This is a genomic window from Zavarzinella sp. (genome assembly GCA_041399155.1).
GTDB lineage: Bacteria > Planctomycetota > Planctomycetia > Gemmatales > Gemmataceae > JAWKTI01.
The window spans coordinates 615,981-636,535 of record JAWKTI010000001.1; the positions used below are offsets into that span (position 1 = coordinate 615,981).

General features: G+C 49.9%; 15 protein-coding genes. 10 read left to right on the plus strand and 5 right to left on the minus strand.

The features are described from left to right. The first annotated feature begins 150 nt into the window (after window positions 1-150). The 4 genes from R3B84_02615 (at window position 151) to R3B84_02630 (ending at window position 6,534) form a co-directional block, all read left to right on the plus strand. On the plus strand, window positions 151-798 hold the full coding sequence (locus R3B84_02615) for a hypothetical protein (protein MEZ6139441.1): 648 nt from the start codon (window positions 151-153) through the stop codon (window positions 796-798). A 282-nt stretch (window positions 799-1,080) separates the two neighbouring features. Then, on the plus strand, window positions 1,081-4,206 hold the full coding sequence (locus tag R3B84_02620; protein ID MEZ6139442.1) for a hypothetical protein: 3,126 nt from the start codon (window positions 1,081-1,083) through the stop codon (window positions 4,204-4,206). Between the two features lie 2 nt (window positions 4,207-4,208). After that, a complete protein-coding gene (locus R3B84_02625) occupies window positions 4,209-5,126 on the plus strand; it encodes a sugar phosphate isomerase/epimerase (protein ID MEZ6139443.1) in 918 nt (305 codons plus the stop codon). 103 nt (window positions 5,127-5,229) lie between these two features. After that, entirely contained in the window at window positions 5,230-6,534 is a 1,305-nt protein-coding gene (locus tag R3B84_02630; GenBank protein MEZ6139444.1) for a PQQ-binding-like beta-propeller repeat protein, read from the plus strand. 82 nt (window positions 6,535-6,616) lie between these two features. Here R3B84_02630 and R3B84_02635 read toward each other — a convergent pair whose 3' ends face one another. Beyond that, a complete protein-coding gene (locus R3B84_02635) occupies window positions 6,617-8,170 on the minus strand; it encodes an ATP-binding protein (GenBank protein ID MEZ6139445.1) in 1,554 nt (517 codons plus the stop codon). Between the two features lie 321 nt (window positions 8,171-8,491). Here R3B84_02635 and pheS point away from each other — a divergent pair, with 321 nt between their 5' ends. The 3 genes from pheS to R3B84_02650 are packed head-to-tail and all read left to right on the plus strand — an operon-like array spanning window position 8,492 to window position 10,248. Next, window positions 8,492-9,532: a phenylalanine--tRNA ligase subunit alpha gene (gene pheS / locus R3B84_02640; GenBank protein MEZ6139446.1), complete on the plus strand. Its 1,041-nt coding sequence runs from the start codon at window positions 8,492-8,494 to the stop codon at window positions 9,530-9,532. A gap of 15 nt (window positions 9,533-9,547) precedes the next feature. Beyond that, on the plus strand, window positions 9,548-9,910 hold the full coding sequence (locus tag R3B84_02645) for a hypothetical protein (GenBank protein MEZ6139447.1): 363 nt from the start codon (window positions 9,548-9,550) through the stop codon (window positions 9,908-9,910). Continuing rightward, on the plus strand, window positions 9,907-10,248 hold the full coding sequence (locus R3B84_02650; GenBank protein MEZ6139448.1) for a hypothetical protein: 342 nt from the start codon (window positions 9,907-9,909) through the stop codon (window positions 10,246-10,248). Before R3B84_02645 ends, R3B84_02650 begins: the two co-directional genes overlap by 4 nt. Before the next feature lie 11 nt (window positions 10,249-10,259). On the opposite strand, the gene R3B84_02655 is transcribed toward R3B84_02650, so the two are convergent. The 3 genes from R3B84_02655 to R3B84_02665 form a co-directional block, all read right to left on the minus strand. Next, window positions 10,260-11,603: a c-type cytochrome gene (locus R3B84_02655; protein ID MEZ6139449.1), complete on the minus strand. Its 1,344-nt coding sequence runs from the start codon at window positions 11,601-11,603 to the stop codon at window positions 10,260-10,262. A 3-nt stretch (window positions 11,604-11,606) separates the two neighbouring features. Further along, window positions 11,607-12,857 (minus strand): peptidase T, encoded by a 1,251-nt coding sequence (pepT, locus tag R3B84_02660; GenBank protein MEZ6139450.1) that lies wholly within the window; start codon window positions 12,855-12,857, stop codon window positions 11,607-11,609. A gap of 455 nt (window positions 12,858-13,312) precedes the next feature. Beyond that, the gene (locus R3B84_02665; protein MEZ6139451.1) at window positions 13,313-13,771 is read right to left on the minus strand and encodes a hypothetical protein; all 459 of its coding nucleotides are present in this window, start codon (window positions 13,769-13,771) and stop codon (window positions 13,313-13,315) included. A 42-nt stretch (window positions 13,772-13,813) separates the two neighbouring features. Between R3B84_02665 and R3B84_02670 the strand changes: the two genes are divergently transcribed. Then, entirely contained in the window at window positions 13,814-16,153 is a 2,340-nt protein-coding gene (locus R3B84_02670; protein ID MEZ6139452.1) for a DNA methyltransferase, read from the plus strand. A 279-nt stretch (window positions 16,154-16,432) separates the two neighbouring features. Here R3B84_02670 and R3B84_02675 read toward each other — a convergent pair whose 3' ends face one another. After that, on the minus strand, window positions 16,433-16,906 hold the full coding sequence (locus tag R3B84_02675; protein MEZ6139453.1) for a transposase: 474 nt from the start codon (window positions 16,904-16,906) through the stop codon (window positions 16,433-16,435). 259 nt (window positions 16,907-17,165) lie between these two features. Here R3B84_02675 and R3B84_02680 point away from each other — a divergent pair, with 259 nt between their 5' ends. Next, entirely contained in the window at window positions 17,166-19,313 is a 2,148-nt protein-coding gene (locus R3B84_02680; protein ID MEZ6139454.1) for a hypothetical protein, read from the plus strand. Beyond that, complete coding sequence (locus tag R3B84_02685) at window positions 19,306-20,502, plus strand: GIY-YIG nuclease family protein (GenBank protein MEZ6139455.1); 1,197 nt, start codon at window positions 19,306-19,308, stop codon at window positions 20,500-20,502. The genes R3B84_02680 and R3B84_02685 overlap by 8 nt, the downstream gene beginning before the upstream one ends. The last annotated feature ends 53 nt before the right edge of the window (window positions 20,503-20,555 follow it).

The following is a 20,555-nucleotide window of genomic DNA, read 5'->3' on the forward strand; positions in this document are numbered from 1 at the left end:
TCAATAAGTTCCTTAAAGACCAGCAAATGTGCTATATCAATTGGAATGGCAGCAAGAGGCCAACGTAAGCGATTGGAGCGGAAATCGCTTCAAATCCACTTTTGAGACTTTGCTAAATCGAGAGCATTCGGAACAACGAGGTATGTTGAAATGGTCCCATATAAGGACTTTACTGTGCATCCGGAGGACCTGCGTTGGGGGTTGGTTGCTGCCAGCATCATCGACACGGTATTGTGTCGGAACCCATTAACTCGATACCACACTTACCGGCCTAATTTTCTGCCAGGTTTAGATATTGGGAAGATCGACCACGGATCTGGGGATGAGGTAGTATGCTTCTTTGATGAGCAACATGGATTTCTACTTAAAGGCTTCGATCATGTATCCTCAATGAGCCCACACAATCGGGATGAGTTTCAAGTGTGGCCAGGCATAATGGATGAAGTTCCTAGTGGATTGTTGGCTCTCTTGGAAATAGAAGAGTTTTGCCGCGAGGAGACCACTTTTTGTATATGGCGAACGAAAGCAGACAATCAGTGGTGGCAGGGTGATGTAGACGACTCGGATGATGGTGAATGGTCTTCTTACCTGCTTCAAAGTCATGCATTCACTGATGCAAAGTCGTATCTGGATTGGGCCAGGGAGTATTACACAAGGAAAGATATTCCCGCCGGACCAGTCGAGGCAATCTTCGCATCGTGTCAAGTAGATGAGGCAGTTGTTCGGGCAATCAACTCGAGTGTGGATGTCGATATGATCCGGAATGAATTGGCAAAGCTGGGTGTCACTCTCAGGTAAGACACGCGAAAAAGAAGTAAAATCTGATAGCGCCACGACGTTAAATCAGATTAAACTTTCCACGTCTTGACGGAAAAAATGTTCCGCTGTTGAAATATACTATTTGTGAATAGCTAAAGAAAGCGATTGGAGCAGGAATCGCTTCTTTTCAGTTATGCGATTCTGCGGATTCGCTTCCCCAAAAACCAACTTCGTAAATTTTTTCACTTTTTTCTGATTTTTTTTCATTTTTCGGGTACGATGGTGGGCAGTTGAACCCCACCGGAAGGCAATTGGCAACTCATGAAGAAGCGAACTCTCCTGGCCTCTTTGTATACCCTGCTGTTGATTGGCGTAGCCACCGTGCTGGCACAGAAAGAACAGCTTTTCTCACAAAAAATTAATGTTTCGATCCCCAGCATTCGGGAGGCGAAGAACATCGCCTACGATTACGACATTGTCTACGTGCGGGCCCCACGTGCGGGCGATGAGATTCATAAACGGTTCTTCGCCGATTTCTCCGCACCGGTGACCATGGAACCCGGGGCCGATCTGATGCTTCTGCACCCCGATGGCAAGGAAGAACTGCTGGTCGCAGGTGGGGAAGGCTCCATTACCGATCCGTTTGTCTCTTTCGACGCCCATTGGGTCTATTTCACCCACATTTATTACTTGAAGAACGCCAGCCAGTGGAATCCACCGAAGCAGGGGGCGGATATTTTCAAGATTCACCTGAAAAGCAGAAAAATTGTGCAGCTGACCAACCAGCAATTTTCCCCCAATACGGGCATCGCCCCATGGAGCACCACCTTCCGCAGTGGGGAACCAGGCACCTCCTACATTGAAACGGGCGTTTACAACATGGGTGCGTGCCCACTGCCCGGTGGCAAAATTGCCTTTACTTCCAATCGGGATGGCTTTCGGCCAGCGAAAGGCTATCCGGCGATTGCCCTGCAACTATTTGTGATGGATGACCGCGATACCAGCATTGGCGAAACGGAAACCCCCGCCAACCTGGAAAAGATTGGTCATTTTAATCTTTCTGGTGCCTTGCACCCGGTGGTGCTGCGGGATGGTCGGCTGATGTTCAGTTCGCTGGAATCGGAAGGGGCCCGTGGCGATATCCTGTGGGGCATCTGGACGATCAATCCCGATGGCACCAACTGGGCACCACTGGTCAGTGCGTTCGACCCAGGTGGGGCACCAAACGGCTTTCACTTCCAGACCCAGCTCAGCGACGGAAGTGTCGTGGTGGAAGAGTATTACAACCAGAACAATAGCGGTTTCGGTGCGTACATCAACGTGCCAGTGAATCATGAAGAAGGTTACCCCGCTTTCGGGCCTGCCGCGATGAATGATCCGAAAAACCCACTCTGGCGCTATGGCAGGCACTACAATGCCAAGCCGCACTGGTATCAGATGCCGTTCAAGCCGTTGAAATCGATTTCGATGACCCCATTTACCCACGGCCGGGAAGGGCCTGCCGATCCATCTATTGTGGGGCAGAAAGAATCGCCCGCAGTGGGCAAGTTCACCCACCCATCGGCAGCACCGGGTGGCACAATGCTGACATGCTATTCCCCAGGTCCGGTGAACCACCAGTACAAGCATCTGCCACAGATTGACGGTGGGATTTATCTTTTTCCCAACAAAAAGGTGATTGAAGAGCCTGCGGAACTGTTTCTCATTAAAAACGACCCAAATTACAATGAGTGCTGGCCTCGGGCGGTGGTGCCTTACAAAGCGGTGCATGGCATTGCGGAACCGACAAAACTGCCCACGCTGGCCAACGATGGCACGAAATCGCCCCACCTGCCGAAGGGCAGTCCCTATGCTCTGGTGGGCACTTCCAGCTTCTACAAGCGGGAAACTTACCCGAACGGTGCCGTTGCAGAAGGGAAGGTTACTGGCAGCTACGCAGGTAAAAACGATCGCTGGAAAGGGCTTGATGCCTTCACCAGCCACGGCAATGGTATGCCACTGAACTGGCACAACCAGGGGTCTGATGCTGGGCTTTATGAGAATTCGGACATTCATGCGGTACGAATTCTGACGATGGAACCCACCACCGATCGAAAAGGCGTGGTATCGGGTCGGCAATTTTTCAACCACGCACAGGAACGCCTGCGGGTACTGGGGGAGATCCCGCTACGAAAGTTTGTTGAAGGGCAGCAGCCACTGGACCCGGATCAGAATCCGGATACCAGCTTTTTGGCGAAAATCCCTGCCGATACGCCATTTACGTTTCAAACGCTGGATCGGGATGGTATGGTGCTGAACATGTCGCAGACATGGCACCAGTTGCGACCGGGCGAAATCCGCAACGATTGCGGTGGGTGCCATGCCCACAGCCAGAAGCCGACTGATTTTCAACTGACGCTGGCGGCGAAACCAGATTACCAACCGTGGGATCTGACCCAGAAAACGCCATTATTGACCTCAAACCGTCAGCCGAACGAGCCACAGTGGGACACAGACAAGTCAACCGGATTGCGATTTGCACCCCACGCCGAGGATGTGGAATACCACCGCGACATCAAGCCGATTCTGGCCCGTAGCTGTATCGCCTGCCACAATACCGGTGATGGGAAGGAACCTGCGGGCAACCTGAATCTGGATGCTGATGCAGAACTGGTTTCCGTAGAGAATCGTGGGAAGTTCCCTGGAACTTACTATCGGCTGGCGCAGGATGAGCGGGCAAAATTTGGCCACAAGCCACCCACCTACGATAGCTGGGGCTATCCCAATGCCTCTCGGTATGTGCGTAAGTTCCAGTCTCGTCGAAGTTTGCTGACTTGGAAAATCTATGGCAAACGGCTGGATGGTTTTTCGAATGACGACCACCCTTCCGAATCGAAACCGGGTGCGGGTGATCTTGCAATCGCGGGTAAGCCGGTGGACAAAGAAAAATTCCGCAGCCACTACGATATCGACTTTGTGGGTTCCATCATGCCTCCACCTGGTGCGGTGCAGGCAGGGAAAGTAAAGCCACTGAGCGATGAAGACCGCCGTAGATTGGTGCGCTGGATTGATCTGGGCTGTCCAATCGACATGGATAGCCACGATCGCGCGCGGGATGCCAAAGAATATGGCTGGTTTGGTGATGACCTTCGACCCACATTAAGCGTGACACCGCCAGCGGATACAACTGCACCACTTACTGAGATTGTGGTGGGGATGTTCGATTACGGCACAGGTATCGAACCGGGCAGCCTGGCGATCACTGCCGATTTCGCCATCGATGACATCCCACCTGGGACCAATTTTGCGAAACAGTTGACTGGCAAAACGCCCGACATTATGCGTTACGAACTGAAAAAGCCGATTGCCGACCTGCCCAGTGGGACAATTTCCGTTTCGGTGCAGGACAAACAAGGGAATATTACCCGCGTTGCCCGCACCTATCGCCTGGGGAATGTGAGGAAATAATCATGAAAAATCTCTCACGAAGACAGTTTCACCACGCGGTGTTGGCCTCAACATCATTCGCTGCACTACCGACATTGACAAGTGCGGCACCGGGCTGGCAGCCACGCTATTTGCTGCCCAGTTGCATGTACGGGTACGCACCGCTGGCAGAAATATTGCCAGAAACAGCCAAAATCGGTGCGGTGGGACTGGATATCTGGCCCAAAGTGCATGGCAATCAACGTGAACAACTGGATGAAATGGGGGTGGAGAAATTTCAGGCGTTGCTGAAGCACCACCAGGTGAAACTCGAATGTATTACCCAGTACAAGCTGGGACCGTTTGGACTGACCAACGAGATGAAACTTGCCAAAGAATTGGGTTGTCGCACGATTGTCACGGGGGGTGCGGGCCCCAAAGATCTGACTGGCGACAAGTTGAAATCGGCCATTAAGGACTTTCTGGGCAAAATGGCACCCCACCTGAAACAGGCCGAAGACCTGGGCATCACCATCGCGATTGAAAATCATGGCAATAATCTCATTTTCAGTCCCGATTCGATTCGCTGGCTGGCAGAATTATCGCCCAGCAAGAATCTGGCGATTGCTCTCGCACCTTATCATCTGCCACAGGAAGAAAAATTACTGGTGCAGATCATTCGTGATTTAGGCCCACGGGTGGCAATGTTTTACGCCTGGCAGTATGGGAATGGGTGCATGAAAAAGATGCCCAAAGATCAGGAACTGCAGCAAATGCCTGGGCGTGGCAAGCTGGATTTCGGCCCAATCGTTGCGGAACTGGCCAACAATCGCTACTTGGGGTGGGTAGAAATCTTTATGCACCCCACCCCACGTGGGTTGCCAATTCTGGATACAACGAAAGAAGTAACCGCCGAAATCAATCTGGCCCGTAACTACTTACAGAAATTGATTCCCACCTGATGCAACCTTTCAGACGTGCTGGGGTTCAATCGGATAGAAGGTTTCCCCACTGATACCCGGAAAAGTGCTTCGGGACAGTGGCAATTAATGAGAGGATTTTCATATGCGTTTTCTGATTTGTCTGATGCTGGCAGTTGCAGGCACCACCGCATACGGTGCGGATCCTGCCACAGGCGACTGGCCGGGCTGGCGTGGCTCTGACCGGACTGGTTTGTCGAAAGAAAAAGGGATTCTGAAAGAATGGCCCGAAGCAGGCCCGAAGCAACTCTGGCAAATCAAGGGGCTGGGCACGGGCTACTCCACCCCATCGGTCAGCAATGGCAAGATCTTTGTGATGGGCTCCAAACCAACCGAAGCCCCACCTGCAGAACAGGGTGGCAAAAAAAATCGCGGCGGCAGTGGCAAAGAATTTATCTTCGCACTAAATGAAAAAGATGGTTCTGTGGCTTGGGAAGTGGAAGTCGGCGTTACCGCTGGTGGCTACCCTGGCCCACGTTCCACACCCACCATCGACAATGGTGTGGCTTATGCCATCAGTTCCAATGGCATTCTGGCAGCAGTGGCCATTGATACCGGCAAAATCAAATACACCGTGGACTTTAAGAAAGATTTCAAAGGCAATTCCGGTGGCTGGGCTTATACGGAATCGCCCCTGATTGATGGCGATCTGCTGATTTGCACCCCAGGTGCCACTGATGCAACCATTGTTGCTTTGAAGAAAGCTGATGGCTCGGTGGTCTGGAAGGCTTCCACCAAAGACCTGGTGGGAATGAAACGCAGCTACGGCACCGCGGGTTATTCATCACCCATTGTCGCCACTATCGCTGGCGAAAAACAATACGTGCAATTCGTTTCTGGTGGGGTGATTGGTGTATCTGCAGCCGATGGCAAAGTTCGCTGGCACTACGATAGCCCTGCGAATGGTACCGCCAACTGCTCCACGCCGATCGTGCGGGAAAACTTCGTGTTTGCCGCATCGGCTTATGGTACCGGTGGTGGTCAGGCACTGATCAGCAAAACGGGCGATGACTACAAAGCAGATGAGAAATATTTCATTAAAAAGTTCCAAAACCACCACGGTGGCGTGGTGCTGGTGGGTGACTATCTTTACGGAACTACCGGTGGCAGCTTGATTTGCGTCGATTTCAAAACGGGTGAAGTTAAATGGGATGAACGCTCCGTTGGGAAAGGTTCTGTAGTTTACGTGGACGGCCACCTGATTGTCCGTGGCGAAAACGGAGGCATTGCCCTTGTGGAAGCCAACCCCGCAGAATATGTGGAAAAAGGGAAGTTCAACCAACCGGAACGCAGTTCCCAGAAAGCCTGGCCCCACCCTGTGGTGGCCAATGGCAAACTGTATATCCGCGACTGGGATATCCTGCAGTGTTACGATATTACCAAGAAATAATCAGTAACGGACAGTGCATTTCTTACCCACAGTGATTTCTGAAAGTTTGATTTTTCAATCACCTGCAAACGCTGGATTCGTATCAGACGTGGTAGTATTCTTTGATCCGTTCAACCAGATCAGGTGGGGTATACGGTTTGTGCATGTAGCCGATGATGTTCCCTTCCGATTCTTCATCAATCTCTTCAAAGGAATACCCGGTTGTGATCAATACCTGAACCTTCGGGTTGATTCGACGCATGTTGCGGACTGCCTCCGCACCGCCCATGATGGGCATCGTCATATCCAGCACCACTAAATCGATCTCGGTGTGGTTCATTCGGTAGAATTCGACCGCTTCCGCACCATTAACCGCCATTTCAACGTGGTGGCCAGCCCTTTGGAGAATGGTTTTGGCAAGATTGCGAATGATGTCATCATCTTCCACAAGCAGAATTCTTAAGTTGCTGGTAGATTTTCGAGATACGGGTGGCTGTTTTTGCTCTTCCAGTTGGGTGGGAACATACGTTTTCGGCAGGTAGAGGTCAAAAGTGGTGCCCGCCCCAGGCTTTGTTTGAAATTCAACCCAGCCATTATGTTGTTGGACAATCCCGTACACCATCGCCAGACCGAGGCCAGCCCCACTGCCAGGTGTCTTGGTGGTGACAAATGGTTCAAAGAGGCGAGGTTGGATTTCTTCCGCGATTCCGCTGCCTTGATCGGTAATCCGAAAACGAATGTACATGCCAGTGCGTCGATTTGGTGTTTGCGCCACATCCTGAGCACGCAATACTACGTTTTCGGTCGATATCTGAATTACTCCACCTTTTGGCATCGCTTCAACAGAATTATGAAGCAACTGGGTAACCACATTCATTAAAGAGTTTTCCGAACCGGAAATCTCCCACAGGCTTTTGCTGAAATCTGACCGAATGACTAGTTGATCTGATAATTTCGGCCGCTCAGCAATCAATACTTTCTGGACAAGATGATTAAAATGGGTGATTGCGAAGGCTGTTGGTGATCGTTGGGCGTACCCGATCAGCTTTTTGGTCAACTCGGCCGATTTTACTAACGCTTGCAAGCATTTCTCGATATCTGACACCGTATCCTGTGGTAAGGCACTTCTCTGCAATTGCTCCCACAGCGTGGATTTGACAGCCATGAAGGTATTGTTAAATTCGTGGGCTAACTCGCTGGTCAGCCCGGTAATCGCATCCATTCGTTCGGATCTTGTGGCCCAAGTCCATTCCTGCTGGCGTTTCGTAATATCCCGTCCCACGCCCATGATGCCGACAATCTGCTTGTTCGTGTCGTATACCGGTGTCAGATTCGTTTCAAGAAGAACTTGATCTGTGCCCACCTGATGGATCTTCGTCACCGTCAGTTTTTTGCCGGTGCGAGCAACCTGCTCGTCCTGAAAGGCAAATTCCTCTGCCGATTCCTGAAAAAGGTCTGACGTCCGTTTACCAACCAATTGTTGCTTGCGAACGCCAAAAAAATCTTCGAATGCTTGGTTACAGGTTAAATAATGCCCATGCAGATCTTTAACAAAAACGATTTCAGACATCGATTGGATGACCATCTGGAACAGATAGCCCGTGCTATCGTCCCAGGTAGCTGAGTCGCGTGTCGACGTATCAGATTCGGTCATCATAGAATGAGTCACCAGACGCTTTAAAAAACTTTACCTGCTCAATCCAACTGGTATTACGTTTTAAATATGTAATGTGAAATCGGAAAATAAAGCTAGTGGACTGTTATTGTGGGCAAATCAAGAAAAAAATTCGCATTTTGTCAAACGTTTCCGATTAAAAGTACAGTTATGCCAAATGACTATTAAGTTCATCATTGTAGTAGTGTAATTGCCTAGTAAGCCTACTAAATTAGTAGGCTTTTGGCGTGCCTACCACCCACCGTGGGTAATTCATACAATATTACCTTATCCTGACTGTAGAATATTACACTAGAGTAATCCATGGACGATTCTTCCGCACTTTCGGCATTATTGGAACTCGAACGCGTCGCAAGTTCTGAATTGACAGATACTTGCGACGAAAGCTCCCTCCGGCAGTGGCACACCAGGTACTTCGGCGACAAAGGGATGGTTAACTCCCAACTGCGGGAAGTTTCCAAGTTGCCTGCTGACCAGCGAAAAGCGTTTGGGATGGAAGGTAATCGCGTTAAAACTGCCCTGTTGGAACGGTACGAAGCCGCACTGGCACAAGCGAAAGAGGCGACTCTGCTGGCCAGTCTGAATGAAACGCCATTGGATGTGACGTTGCCTGGTCGGTCCAGCACCACTGGGAATCTGCACGTCGCCACCCAGATGATGCGGACGATTCAGCAGATTTTCGCCGACATGGGCTTTCAGATCTTTCGCACGCGGGAGATTGAAAGCGACGAAAATAACTTTGAATTACTGAATATGCCTGCACACCACCCCGCACGGGATATGTGGGACACCTTCCACACTACCCAACCCGGGGTGCTGCTGCGGACCCATACCTCGCCCGGTCAGATTCATGCGATGCGGCAACATGCACCGAACCCGATCCGTGTGATTTTACCTGGGATGTGTTACCGCAACGAAGCGATCAGCACCCGTAGCGAAATTCAGTTTGAACAGGTGGAAGGACTGGTGATCGGCCCCGCAGTCACGATGACGGAACTGATTGGCACAATTACAGCATTTGCCCGCCGACTGTTTGGTCAGGAACGGCAGATTCGGATTCGTTCGAGCTATTTCCCCTTCACAGAACCCAGTATCGAAGTTGATATCGACTGGCCGAAAGAAGATCCCAACGCCGACCGACTGACCAAAGGCACAGGCTGGCTGGAAATTATGGGTGCGGGCATGGTACACCCCACCGTGCTGAAAAATGGTGGGTATGATCCAGATGTGGTGAGCGGCTTTGCTTTCGGCCTTGGCCCACAGCGGATTACCATGTTGAAGCACGCCATTGACGACATTCGCGAATTCTGGAAGAATGATCTGCGATTCCTTGGTCAATTTTAACGCAGGGCGGCCATTGTGGATGCTGAATTTCTGGCAAAAGTGCGGCAGGCAATTCTGAATCAGGATTTTGATGCTGCAGAATCTCTACGGGATGGGCCGGTGAAAGAACACTTGCCGCAACTGGCAAGCTGGCTCCCACTGTATCGCACGTGGGATGAACGCGATTTCCTGGTCCATGTGGTGCAGGATCATCCCGATCCATGTCTGGAAACATTAATGAGAACCTGTCTGGATTCTCCCACCGTCGAAACGCGGGCGGTGGCGATTTGCCATTTGCGGAACAGTTTTGAACTGTTTGACGACTTTCTGAATGAAAGTGGCTGGGTGGAAGAAGAACTGGTCGATCAGGCAATTGCCACGTGGCGAGCAGAACAATGATCTATTTGTTGTCTGATGATTTGATTGACAGTAGCCGAATCCGAGGCTTTGGTGCGGCACAGGGCGAGTCGATCACTGTCTGCAAGACAATCGGGCAATTATCAGAATGTTTAAAATCTCAGCCCGGTCATCTGATTGCTGATCTGACCCACCCGGAGTGGGATGGGGAGCAAATTCTCTCACAAATTCCAGAAAATTACTTCCTGATTGGTTTTGGCCCCCACGTGGCAGCGGAATTACTGCGAAAAGCACGTCAGGTGGGCTGCAAAAAAGTAATGCCACGCAGCCAGTTTTTTGAAGAACTTCCCACACGACTTGCGGAATGGTTTCAGGTCTGAACCATTATTCATTAAAGAGTTTTCAGATATTCAATCACGGCCAGGCGTTCTTGTTCCGTCAGGTGGTCGCCGAACGTGTGGCCCTGGTTCGATCTGCCGGGTAAGCTGGTATCGTAAATCTGCCGGGTCGCACGTGGGGTGGCAGGTTTTTCCGGCCCCACTGGAGTGGTTTTCCAACCTACTTTCATGAAATCGTAATCTTCTTCCCGCGTCTGGAAGGTGCGGGTATACCGTTTCGGCCGTTGGGTGCTGTCCAGCACATCCATTAACGTGGGCACGCTGCCATTGTGAAAGTAGGGTGCGGTGGCCCAGATTCCATCCAGTGGTGGTGCCTGATAGCCCACCGTTTTGATTGCCGGAAATGCAGTGGGCGATTCTTTGGCAAACCAGGTTTCGTTATAATGCTGCCGATAGCGATCTTCCAAACCACGGTGTCGGTGTGGATCGGTACCAATTTTTTCCAGTGGCACAATTTTGTTGGGATACTTCCCACCTGCACCGTACGTGCCATGGCAACTGGCACAGTTTTGCGAAAAGAGTTCGTTCCCGCTCGCTGCCAGTTTCTCATTAATCGGTTTTGGATATTTCGGTGCCTCCATACTCATGAGAAATTCATGAATATCCTTGAAAGCTGCTTCGTGGCGATCAAACTCCTTGCGACTGGTCAGTGGGGACATCATAAACTGCATTTTGGACCGGATGGAACGAGCATCCATCCCACCGTCGCAATACATGGTGCTCTTTTTCTTCAACAGCCACCACGCAGGTGGGTCGAGGCACATATCATCATGCAGACCCAGGTTTTTGGATTTGCTGGTCACCTTTAATTCTGCGTCGCGAAATGAAATCAGGTACACCGCCAGTGCAAATGCTTCTGTGGTGCCACGTACATTGCCAAACTGAAAAGGCAGCTTACCCGAGCGACCATCGCTGATGCTCAAATCTTCAAACAGTCCCTGCAGATCGATACTGGTGTTTCCCAGGCCGACATAACTTTTGCTAAACAACGACCCACCGTGGCAGATCATGCAGTCAATCGCAATCCCTTTGGCAAAAAAGATTTTTCCCGCCCGCAGACCCATCGGCAATTGATCGTTCTCATAAGGTGCGGTGGGCAAACCGTACCGCTTTTCAATTTCCAGGACATAGTTCTCCGGCTTTGATGTTACCCCTGGCCAGCGTTTCCACAGATTTTCATAAGCGTTCGTGGTCCACGATGCGGGGATAAATGCCGTTTCTGTCAGTGCTTTTCGCCCACGTTCGACAGATTCCTGCCCATTCACGCTCATGAACAGGGAAAATTGTAGTAAAATTGCCACGATCCATGGCTGTAAGCGGCCTTTCATGGTGTTCATTCCTTATTCATCAATCGTTTCTGCACCCCAGAGCTGGCTGAGTTCCACAATCACCCGCACGGCCGACTGCATTTCTTCCAGGCAGGTCCATTCCAGTGGGGAGTGAAAATTATGCTCAGCCGTAGACAGGTTCGGCGTGGGGAGTCCTTTCGCTGTCAGTTGAGAACCATCGGTACCCCCACGGATGGCTCGCTGGTGCACTTCCAGCCCAGCCCGTTTGGTGGCTTCAACGGCAAATGCCATCGCACGTGGTTCACCCACCATGCCGTCCCGCATATTTCGGTATTGTTCGTGGATATCGACATCAATTCTCGACCCAGGATACATCGCTTCGACTTCGCTGGCGATGCTCCGCAGCAGGTCTGCCTGTTGCGATAATTTCGGCGTTTCGAAATCCCGCAGCAGCATATGGAGTTTGGTCAACGCCACCCCACCTTCCAGCACATAGGGGTGCACAAAGCCTTCACGGTCTTCGGTGGCTTCCGGCGACAACTCCGGTGGCAATTTACTGATGAACATTCCAGCCATGCGAATGGAATTGATCATTTTGCCTTTCGCCAGTGCGGGGTGGATATTTTTCCCATGAAAGGTGATCAGTGCCTTATCCGCAGAAAACGTCTCCCCTTCCACTTCACCTTCCGCAGCACCATCCAGCGTATAGCCCACGATGCAGCCCAGTTCCTTCGGGTCAACGTGCACGACACCTTTGCCGATTTCTTCGTCGCAGGTAAAGACCACCCGGATTGGGCCGTGGGGAATTTCCGGATGCCGCATCAAATACGCGGCGGCTTCGGTGATTGTTGCCACACCCGCTTTGTTGTCCGCACCCAGCAACGTGGTGCCATCGGTGGTAATAATCGTTTTCCCTTTGCATTTCAGCAAATCAGGCGATTCTGCCACCCGAATCACCTGGGAAGGGTTGCCCGGCAGCACAATATCTTCCCCATTGTAATTGTGGTGCACGATTGGCTTGACACCATGCCCACTGGTTTCCGGCGAGGTATCCAGGTGGGCAATAAATGCAATCGTCGGTGCATTATGCGAAACGGTGGCGGGTATCGTCGCGGTGACGATGCCATAGTCGCTTTGACGCACTTCCTGCAGGCCGATTTCTTCGAGTTCGTTCACCAACATCCGCCCCAGGTCGAGTTGGCCGGGCGTGCTGGGATAGGTAGGAGAGCCTTCTTTGGCCTCCGTATCCACCTGAACATACCGTAAAAACCGTTCCAGTAACGTGGGGGTATCAAGCGACATTCATTGACTCCTTTTACCAGTTAGGATAGCCACTGGTGCGGAAAAGTAACCACATAATGTTGGCAGGTCGACTGGGACAATTCCTTTGCCCACGGGAGCGAAGTGGAGGAAAGAATCCTGCAGAGTCCCTTGAATACTCAACACCCACACCGCGAAATTCTGACAAAAATGAAAGAGAATTCATTTTTCGACGGGTATGTTTTGTGAGCCGACGGTTGAAACCCCAAACTTGCCAACAATCCCAAATTGGCAACCGATTGTGAGCCGACGGCGTTAGCCGCGGTTGAAAACCCAAACCGATCAACAATCACAAATTGGCAACGAAATTCCGATATCATTTGCGATACAACAATTGCGAATGGTGACATCCTCTTTCAAACCGCGGCTAACGCCGTCGGCTCACAAAACAATAAATCCAACCGCGGCTAACGCCGTCGGCTCATAAAGCATTGTTATCAATTCGGGCTGGATGGCGGGTTTGCTTTTTTAACCGGTAACGCCGTCGGCTCGCGAAACAATAAAACAAACAGATACGATTGCAAACCAGCAACCACGAAAAAATGAACGCCGTAGAAATTGAACAAGCAGTCTCTGAACTGGCGGAAGCCCCCTTCGATCCCGTGAATTTTCCCTATGCCTTTCTGGAAGCGTTTGGCAATAAACCTACCACCATCAAAATGTTGAAGAACGGCAAGTCCGGCACCGACATCGACGGTGCAGTGCTGCAACGCAACAACATCCACATCAAAGTGTGCCAACCTGGGGAATTGGATAGCACGCTGACAGCGTTGCGGGAAAGCAAAGCAACCAAAACCAAAAAAGCCCGTTACATTCTGGCGACTGATGGCCAAAACCTGGTCGCGGAAAATCTGCTCGATGGCGAAACCGTTTCTTGTGCCTACAAAGACTTTCACAACCACTTTGGCTTCTTTCTGGCCTTGGCCGGCATTTCTACGGTGCGGCAGATTCGGGAAAATGCGTTTGATATTAAAGCAACCGGTCGACTGAACCGCCTTTATGTTGAACTGTTGAAAACCAATCCCGATTGGGCCACCGATGCCCGACGGGAAGAATTAAACCACTTTTTTGCCCGGCTGATTTTTTGCTTTTTCGCGGAAGACACCAGTATTTTCCGTGGCGCGAATCTGTTTACAAAGACCGTAGAACAGATGAGCGATCGAGATTCTGGCAATACCCACTTCGTGATCAGCGAAATCTTTCGGGCGATGAAAATACCATCTGCGGAGCGAAAGGCTGCTAATCCCAAACTACTCCCTTCGGCTGATCAGTTTCCTTACGCCAATGGCGGGTTGTTTTCCGGCTCACTTGAGGTACCAGTATTTTCCAAAACGGCTCGTTCCTACCTGCTGCACGTGGGCAGTCTCGATTGGAAACAGATCAACCCGGATATTTTCGGCTCGATGATTCAGGCGGTGGCTGCCGATGAGGAACGGGGCGATCTGGGCATGCACTATACCAGCGTGCCCAATATTCTGAAGGTGCTCAATCCGCTGTTTTTGGATAACTTGCGGCAACAACTGGCTGATGCGGGGGATAATAGCAGAAAACTGCTCAATCTGCGGAATCGCCTAGCACGCATCCGCGTGTTCGATCCGGCGTGCGGTTCCGGCAACTTTCTGGTGATTGCCTACAAGCAGATGCGGGAAATCGAAGCGGAAATCAACCAACGCCGGAAAGAATTTGACCGCCCTTCGGATATTCCCCTGAACAACTTTCGCGGCATCGAAATTAAGCACTTTTCCTGCGAAATTGCCCGGCTGGCGTTGATTATTGCGGAATACCAGTGTGATGTGCTCTACCGTGGAGAAACTCTGGCAACCGCCGATTTTCTGCCATTGAAAGATAAAAACTGGATTACCTGCGGCAACGCCTTGCGGCTGGATTGGTTAAGTCTTTGGCAATCAGAGGGGAAAAGCGTAAAAAATCATCCAATTGATTTATATAGCTTACAGTTACCTCAAGTAGAAGTTGCATTCGAAAATGAAGGTGGTGAAACATACATATGTGGAAATCCTCCTTATAAAGGCAACGCTAGAAAGAGTATCGAACAAAAAGAAGATTTGAAAATTACTTTAGAACACAAATTTCGCAAATGGGGTTTGCTGGATTATGTCTGCGGATGGTTTTTCAAATCATTTGAATATTCTAAATATACTAAAACAAGGTTTGCGTTTGTTGCAACAAATAGTATTTCACAAGGACAGAATATTTCAATTTTTTGGAAGCCACTTTTTGAAGAAGGTTTCAAAATAGATTTTGCAGTAAGATCTTTTAAATGGAGTAATTTGGCAACAAACGAAGCTGGTGTAACTGTAGTGGTGATTGGAGCTGGCCATCCAAGTGGGCTTCCAAGTATTTATGATGAAGGAACAAAAATCGACACTTCGAATATTAATCCTTATCTGATGCCTCACGAAAACTACTGGCTAGAGAGTATCAGCAAACCTATATCACAAGTGTCCATTATGATTAAAGGGAATTACTACGGATTATCAGATCACTTGTTGTTTGATCGCAAAACGAGAGAAGCATACTTAATCGCTGGTTTTCAAAAAAATTCGCTCCGAAAGTTCTATGGGTCAACTGAAGTCATACATGCTAAACCAAGATATTGCTTTTGGTTTGAAAGTGCTCCAAACAAAGAAATGCTTGCGTGCTTAGATTTACAAGCAAGAATCTCACAAGGAATCGTAAACAGGTCAAAATCTAAAGATGCAATATCGAATGGTATGCTGTCGCGTCCTCATCAATTCCGCGAGATGCGGAGTGCCAAGAAAAGTTTGTTGGCGGTTCCAGTTGTTTCCTCTGAAAATCGCGAATTTTTACCAATTGATCTTTTATCAGCAGAGTGTGTTATTTCAAATAAGTGTTTTGCCCTCTACGATGCCCCGCTATGGAATATGGCTTTGATCGCCTCGCGTCTACACTGGGTCTGGATTGGCACTGTTTGTGTGCGTCTCGAAATGCGATTTTCCTATTCCAATACCCTGGGGTGGAATACCTTTCCGGTGCCCACGTTAACGGAACAGAACAAGCAGGAATTGACCCACTGTGCGGAAGAGATTTTGCTGGCTCGCGAAGCCCACTTCCCCGCCACGATTGCCGATCTGTACGATCCGGAAACGATGCCCGCCGACCTCCGCGCCGCCCACGAACGGAACGATGATACGCTCGAACGGATTTACATCGGCCGCCGCTTCAAAAACGATACCGAACGCCTGGAAAAACTGTTTGAACTATACAGCCAGATGACGAGCAAACCCAAACGCAAATAAGTGGTACCCCGCTTTGTGAGCCGACGGCGTTAGCCGCGGTTGGTATTGTTGCTTTGTGAGCCGACGGCGTTAGCCGCGGTTGGTATTGTTGCTTTGTGAGCCGACGGCGTTAGCCGCGGTTGAAACATTGATGTCACCCGTTGCATTGTTTGTATTCGATTGTATGCATTTGTGAGCCGACGGCGTTAGCCGCGGTTGAACCCCAAACCCGCAATCTATCCCGATTGGGGTTCATGTTTTGTGAGCCGCAGTTGGTTATTACCGCTTCGTGCAGCAATATCAATCTTGTCGGTTTAAGACATAATCAATCACTTCTTGCAAATTTTCTTCTGTATCGATCCACTCGATGTCACCACCTTTCGTCCATACTTTCCTGTCATGAAACACAGGAAAATGTTCACGCAAATATCGAGTGGCATTTGCTTTCAATGAATCTCGCACGAATTGGTCTGAGTGAGTCGCAGTTGTGACTACCACATGTACGTGGTTTGTTCGGACATTAACCGCCCATAATTTCCATTCTTTGAAGTGGCACACTCGAACGATTTCCTCTTTAACTAGCGCTCTCTGTTGTTCTTCGAACAGGAAAGTTTCATGTTTTAGTCGTTCTTCATGCCAAGCAACAAGTTTGGGCTGAGGTTCACAATTACCTTTGCCGCGTTTTCGCCAGCCACGGTCATCACCTTGGAGATGTGTTGCGTATACAGTCCAAGTGATGAAGTATGCCAAAGGAGTGAACGCAAAAGCGGACATTTAAAGTACCAAATTATTGTTAGCCGCAGTTAAAAACCCAATCCGATCAACAATCGCTAACAATAGGATAACATCAAGATACTACCAGATCAATGTGCTATCCGGTGACATCAACTTTCCAACCGCAGCTAACGCCGTCGGCTCACAAAATCGATTACCATTTCGGGTATGTTGATTGGTTTGGGTTTTCTAACCGCGGCTAACGCCGTCGGCTCACATACTGTATAATTGCCCCATAGTCCCGAAAAAGGTACCTGCCATGCGCGACCGCAAACTGACTCCCGAAGAAGCGGACAAATACAACACCATTCGTGCCCAGGTTGACCAGGAAATGCCCGAAATTATTGCCCGACACCAGGCTGCTGCCCCTCGCACCGTACCGGCAATTTCTGTACAGTACGGGCACGAAGTTACTACGAAATGGCCGGATGAACTGGGTATGCGGGAAATGCAGGCCCGTGTCTGGAAATATCGTGGGGAACAATATCTGCTGCTAAAGGCCCCACCCGCTTCGGGAAAAAGCCGGGCATTAATGTTTGTGGCACTGGACAAATTGCACAACCAGAAATTGCGCCAGGCGATTATTGTGGTGCCGGAAAAGTCGATTGGTTCCAGCTTCCACAACGAACCCTTGACCAAATACGGTTTCTGGGCAGACTGGGTGGTAGAACCAAAATGGAATCTGTGCGATGCACCCGGTGGGGACAATGGCGGCAAAATTGAAGCGGTCAGAAAGTTTCTGGACAGTTCGGACACCGTATTGGTTTGTACCCACGCCACCTTCCGTTTTGCGTTCGAAAAATATGGCGTGGAAGCGTTCGACGATCGGCTGATTGCAATTGATGAATTTCACCACGTTTCCGCCAATCCGGATAACCGTCTGGGCGAACAGATTCGCCAGTTAATGGCGAGAGACAAAGTGCATTTGGTAGCGATGACCGGCTCTTACTTCCGTGGTGATGCCGAAGCGGTGCTGCACCCGGACGATGAAGCCAAATTTGTCACTGTGATGTATTCCTATTACGAACAACTCAGCGGCTACCAGTACCTGAAAACGCTGGATATCGGCTACTTTTTCTATTCCAACAGTTACACCGATGATATTATGCAGGTGCTCAATCCATCTGAGAAAACAATTGTTCACATACCGAATGTCAATTCGCGAGAAAGTACACGCGACAAAATCAAAGAAGTGGAGCACATCATCCACGAACTGGGAGAATGGCAGGGGATTGACCCGAAAACAGGCTTTCAACTGGTAAAAACTGCCGATGGCCGCGTGCTCCGCATTGCCGATCTGGTGGATGATGATGCTGCCAAGCGGGAAAAGGTTTCTGCCGCACTGAAAGACCCCACCCAGAAGTACAATCGCGATCATGTGGATATTATTATTGCCCTGGGGATGGCCAAAGAGGGTTTCGACTGGATCTGGTGCGAACATGCGCTGACAGTAGGCTACCGTTCCAGTCTGACCGAAATTGTGCAGATTATTGGCCGTGCCACCCGTGATGCCAAAGGCAAAACACGTGCGAAGTTCACCAATTTAATCGCAGAACCGGATGCTTCCGCGGAAAACATTGCTGAAGCCGTGAATGATACGCTGAAAGCAATCGCAGCCAGCCTGCTGATGGAACAGGTATTGGCTCCACGCTTCGATTTTCGGCCCAAAAACATCCAGAGTGGCCCGGAAGCCGGCCTGGACTATGGCCCGGATGGCTACCAGGAAAACAAAACGAATGTGGGTGTCGATCCTGCTACTGGACAAGTGCATGTGGAGATTAAAGGACTGGTAGAACCAGTAAGTGAAGAAGCCCAGCGGATTTGCCGCGAAGACCTGACAGAGCTTGTTACTGCCTTTTTGCAGGAAAAACAGGTTTTGGAACGTGGGTTGTTTGATGAAGAGACCGTTCCGGAAGACCTGACGCAGGTTTGCATGGGGAAAATTATCCGAGACAAGTTCCCCACGTTAAGCGATGACGACCGCGAGGCAATTCGCCAGCGTGCGGTTGCATCGTTTACCCTGATTCAACAGGTGAAAGCAGTACAATCCAGCGGTGGCGGACCTGTCAGCAATACTTCTTTGCTGGATGGGGTGCGAAAATTTATCCTCTCTGTGCGGGAACTGGATATCGACCTGATCGACCACATTAACCCATTCAAAGAAGCAATTGCGATTTTAGCTAAAACACTTACTTCCGAACGCTTGAAGCAAATAGCGGAAGTGATTTCTGCGAAGAAAGTGAACATGACTCTGGAAGAAGCCCGCGAATTGGCCATGCGTGCGAAACGCTTTAAGCAGGAAAAAGGACGGCTGCCATCGATTACGGCCCACGATCCGTGGGAAAAACGAATGGCAGAGGGCGTAGCGTATCTTCAACGGATGGTAAAGGAAAGCAAGAATGGCTAAAAGGAAGGAACAGGTTACCGACGAGGATTTGGAACTGCTGGGCGACCTGGGTGTTGAAACCGATCTGGAGGAAACCGACAGCCTGACCGCAGTGGAACAACGCATCATTGCTGGCTTTCAGGAAATTGAACGGTTCGTTGAAGAACAGGGACGATTGCCTGAATATGCCGATGGACGGGATATTTTTGAAAAGCTTTATGCGGTGCGACTGGAGAAAATTCGCAATACCCCCGATTGCCTGAAGGTATTGCAGGGACAGGATCGCCTGGGCTTATTGACCGGATATGAAGCTGCGGAAATTTCCCCACCGACACCAGATGAAGACTTGCTGGCAGATTTAGGTGTAGATGAAAGTGAAAACGAGCTGGAAAAACTGGTTCATGTTCGGTCGCGGGAAGAAATTAACGCTGCTGAAAATATCGCCCAGAGAAATCCATGCAAGGATTTTGACATATTCAAGCCACTGTTTAAGTTTGTTCAAGAACAGCTTGCCAGCGGACAACGTGAGACAATTCCTTTTCGCGATAACGCCAGGGTGAACGTGGGTGATATGTTCATTTTGGATGGGCTGATTGTCTACGTGGCCGAAAAAGGAGAACTTTTTACCAACGAACACGGCCATCGGGACGCAAGGCTGCGGGTGATTTTTTCTAATGGTACTGAAAGCGACATGTTGTTGCGATCTTTGCAACGGGCCCTGAACAAAGACAATACCAGCCGCCGAATTCGGGAAACAGATCATGGTGGGCCACTTTTTTCAAGTGAAAGTGAATCGGACGATGAAGAAACCGGTTCCATCTATGTGCTGCGAAGCAATTCTGTTGATCCGGTAATTCAACAGAACCGCGAATCTATCCACAAAATTGGTGTTACGCGAAGAAACGTCCGCACCCGAATTAGCAACGCCAAAAAGAATACCACGTATTTATTAGCGGATGTGGAATGCGTTGCGGAATATCGGCTGGCAAACATGGAACCGGAAGGTTTAGAAGATTTGTTGCACCGTTTCTTTGCAAATGCCCGCCTGGATATTGCCATCAAAGACCGTTTTGGTGCCGATGTGGAGCCCAAAGAATGGTATCTGGTACCACTGACAGCAATCGATGATGCCATTGAGAAAATCCGCAGCGGCACGATTGAAAAGTATCACTACGATTTAGCTACTGCCAGCGTGGTCAAAAATGTTTGACGTTATGCATGTGTGGGCTGTAGGTTCACAACAACAAAATACAAACAGTGGCT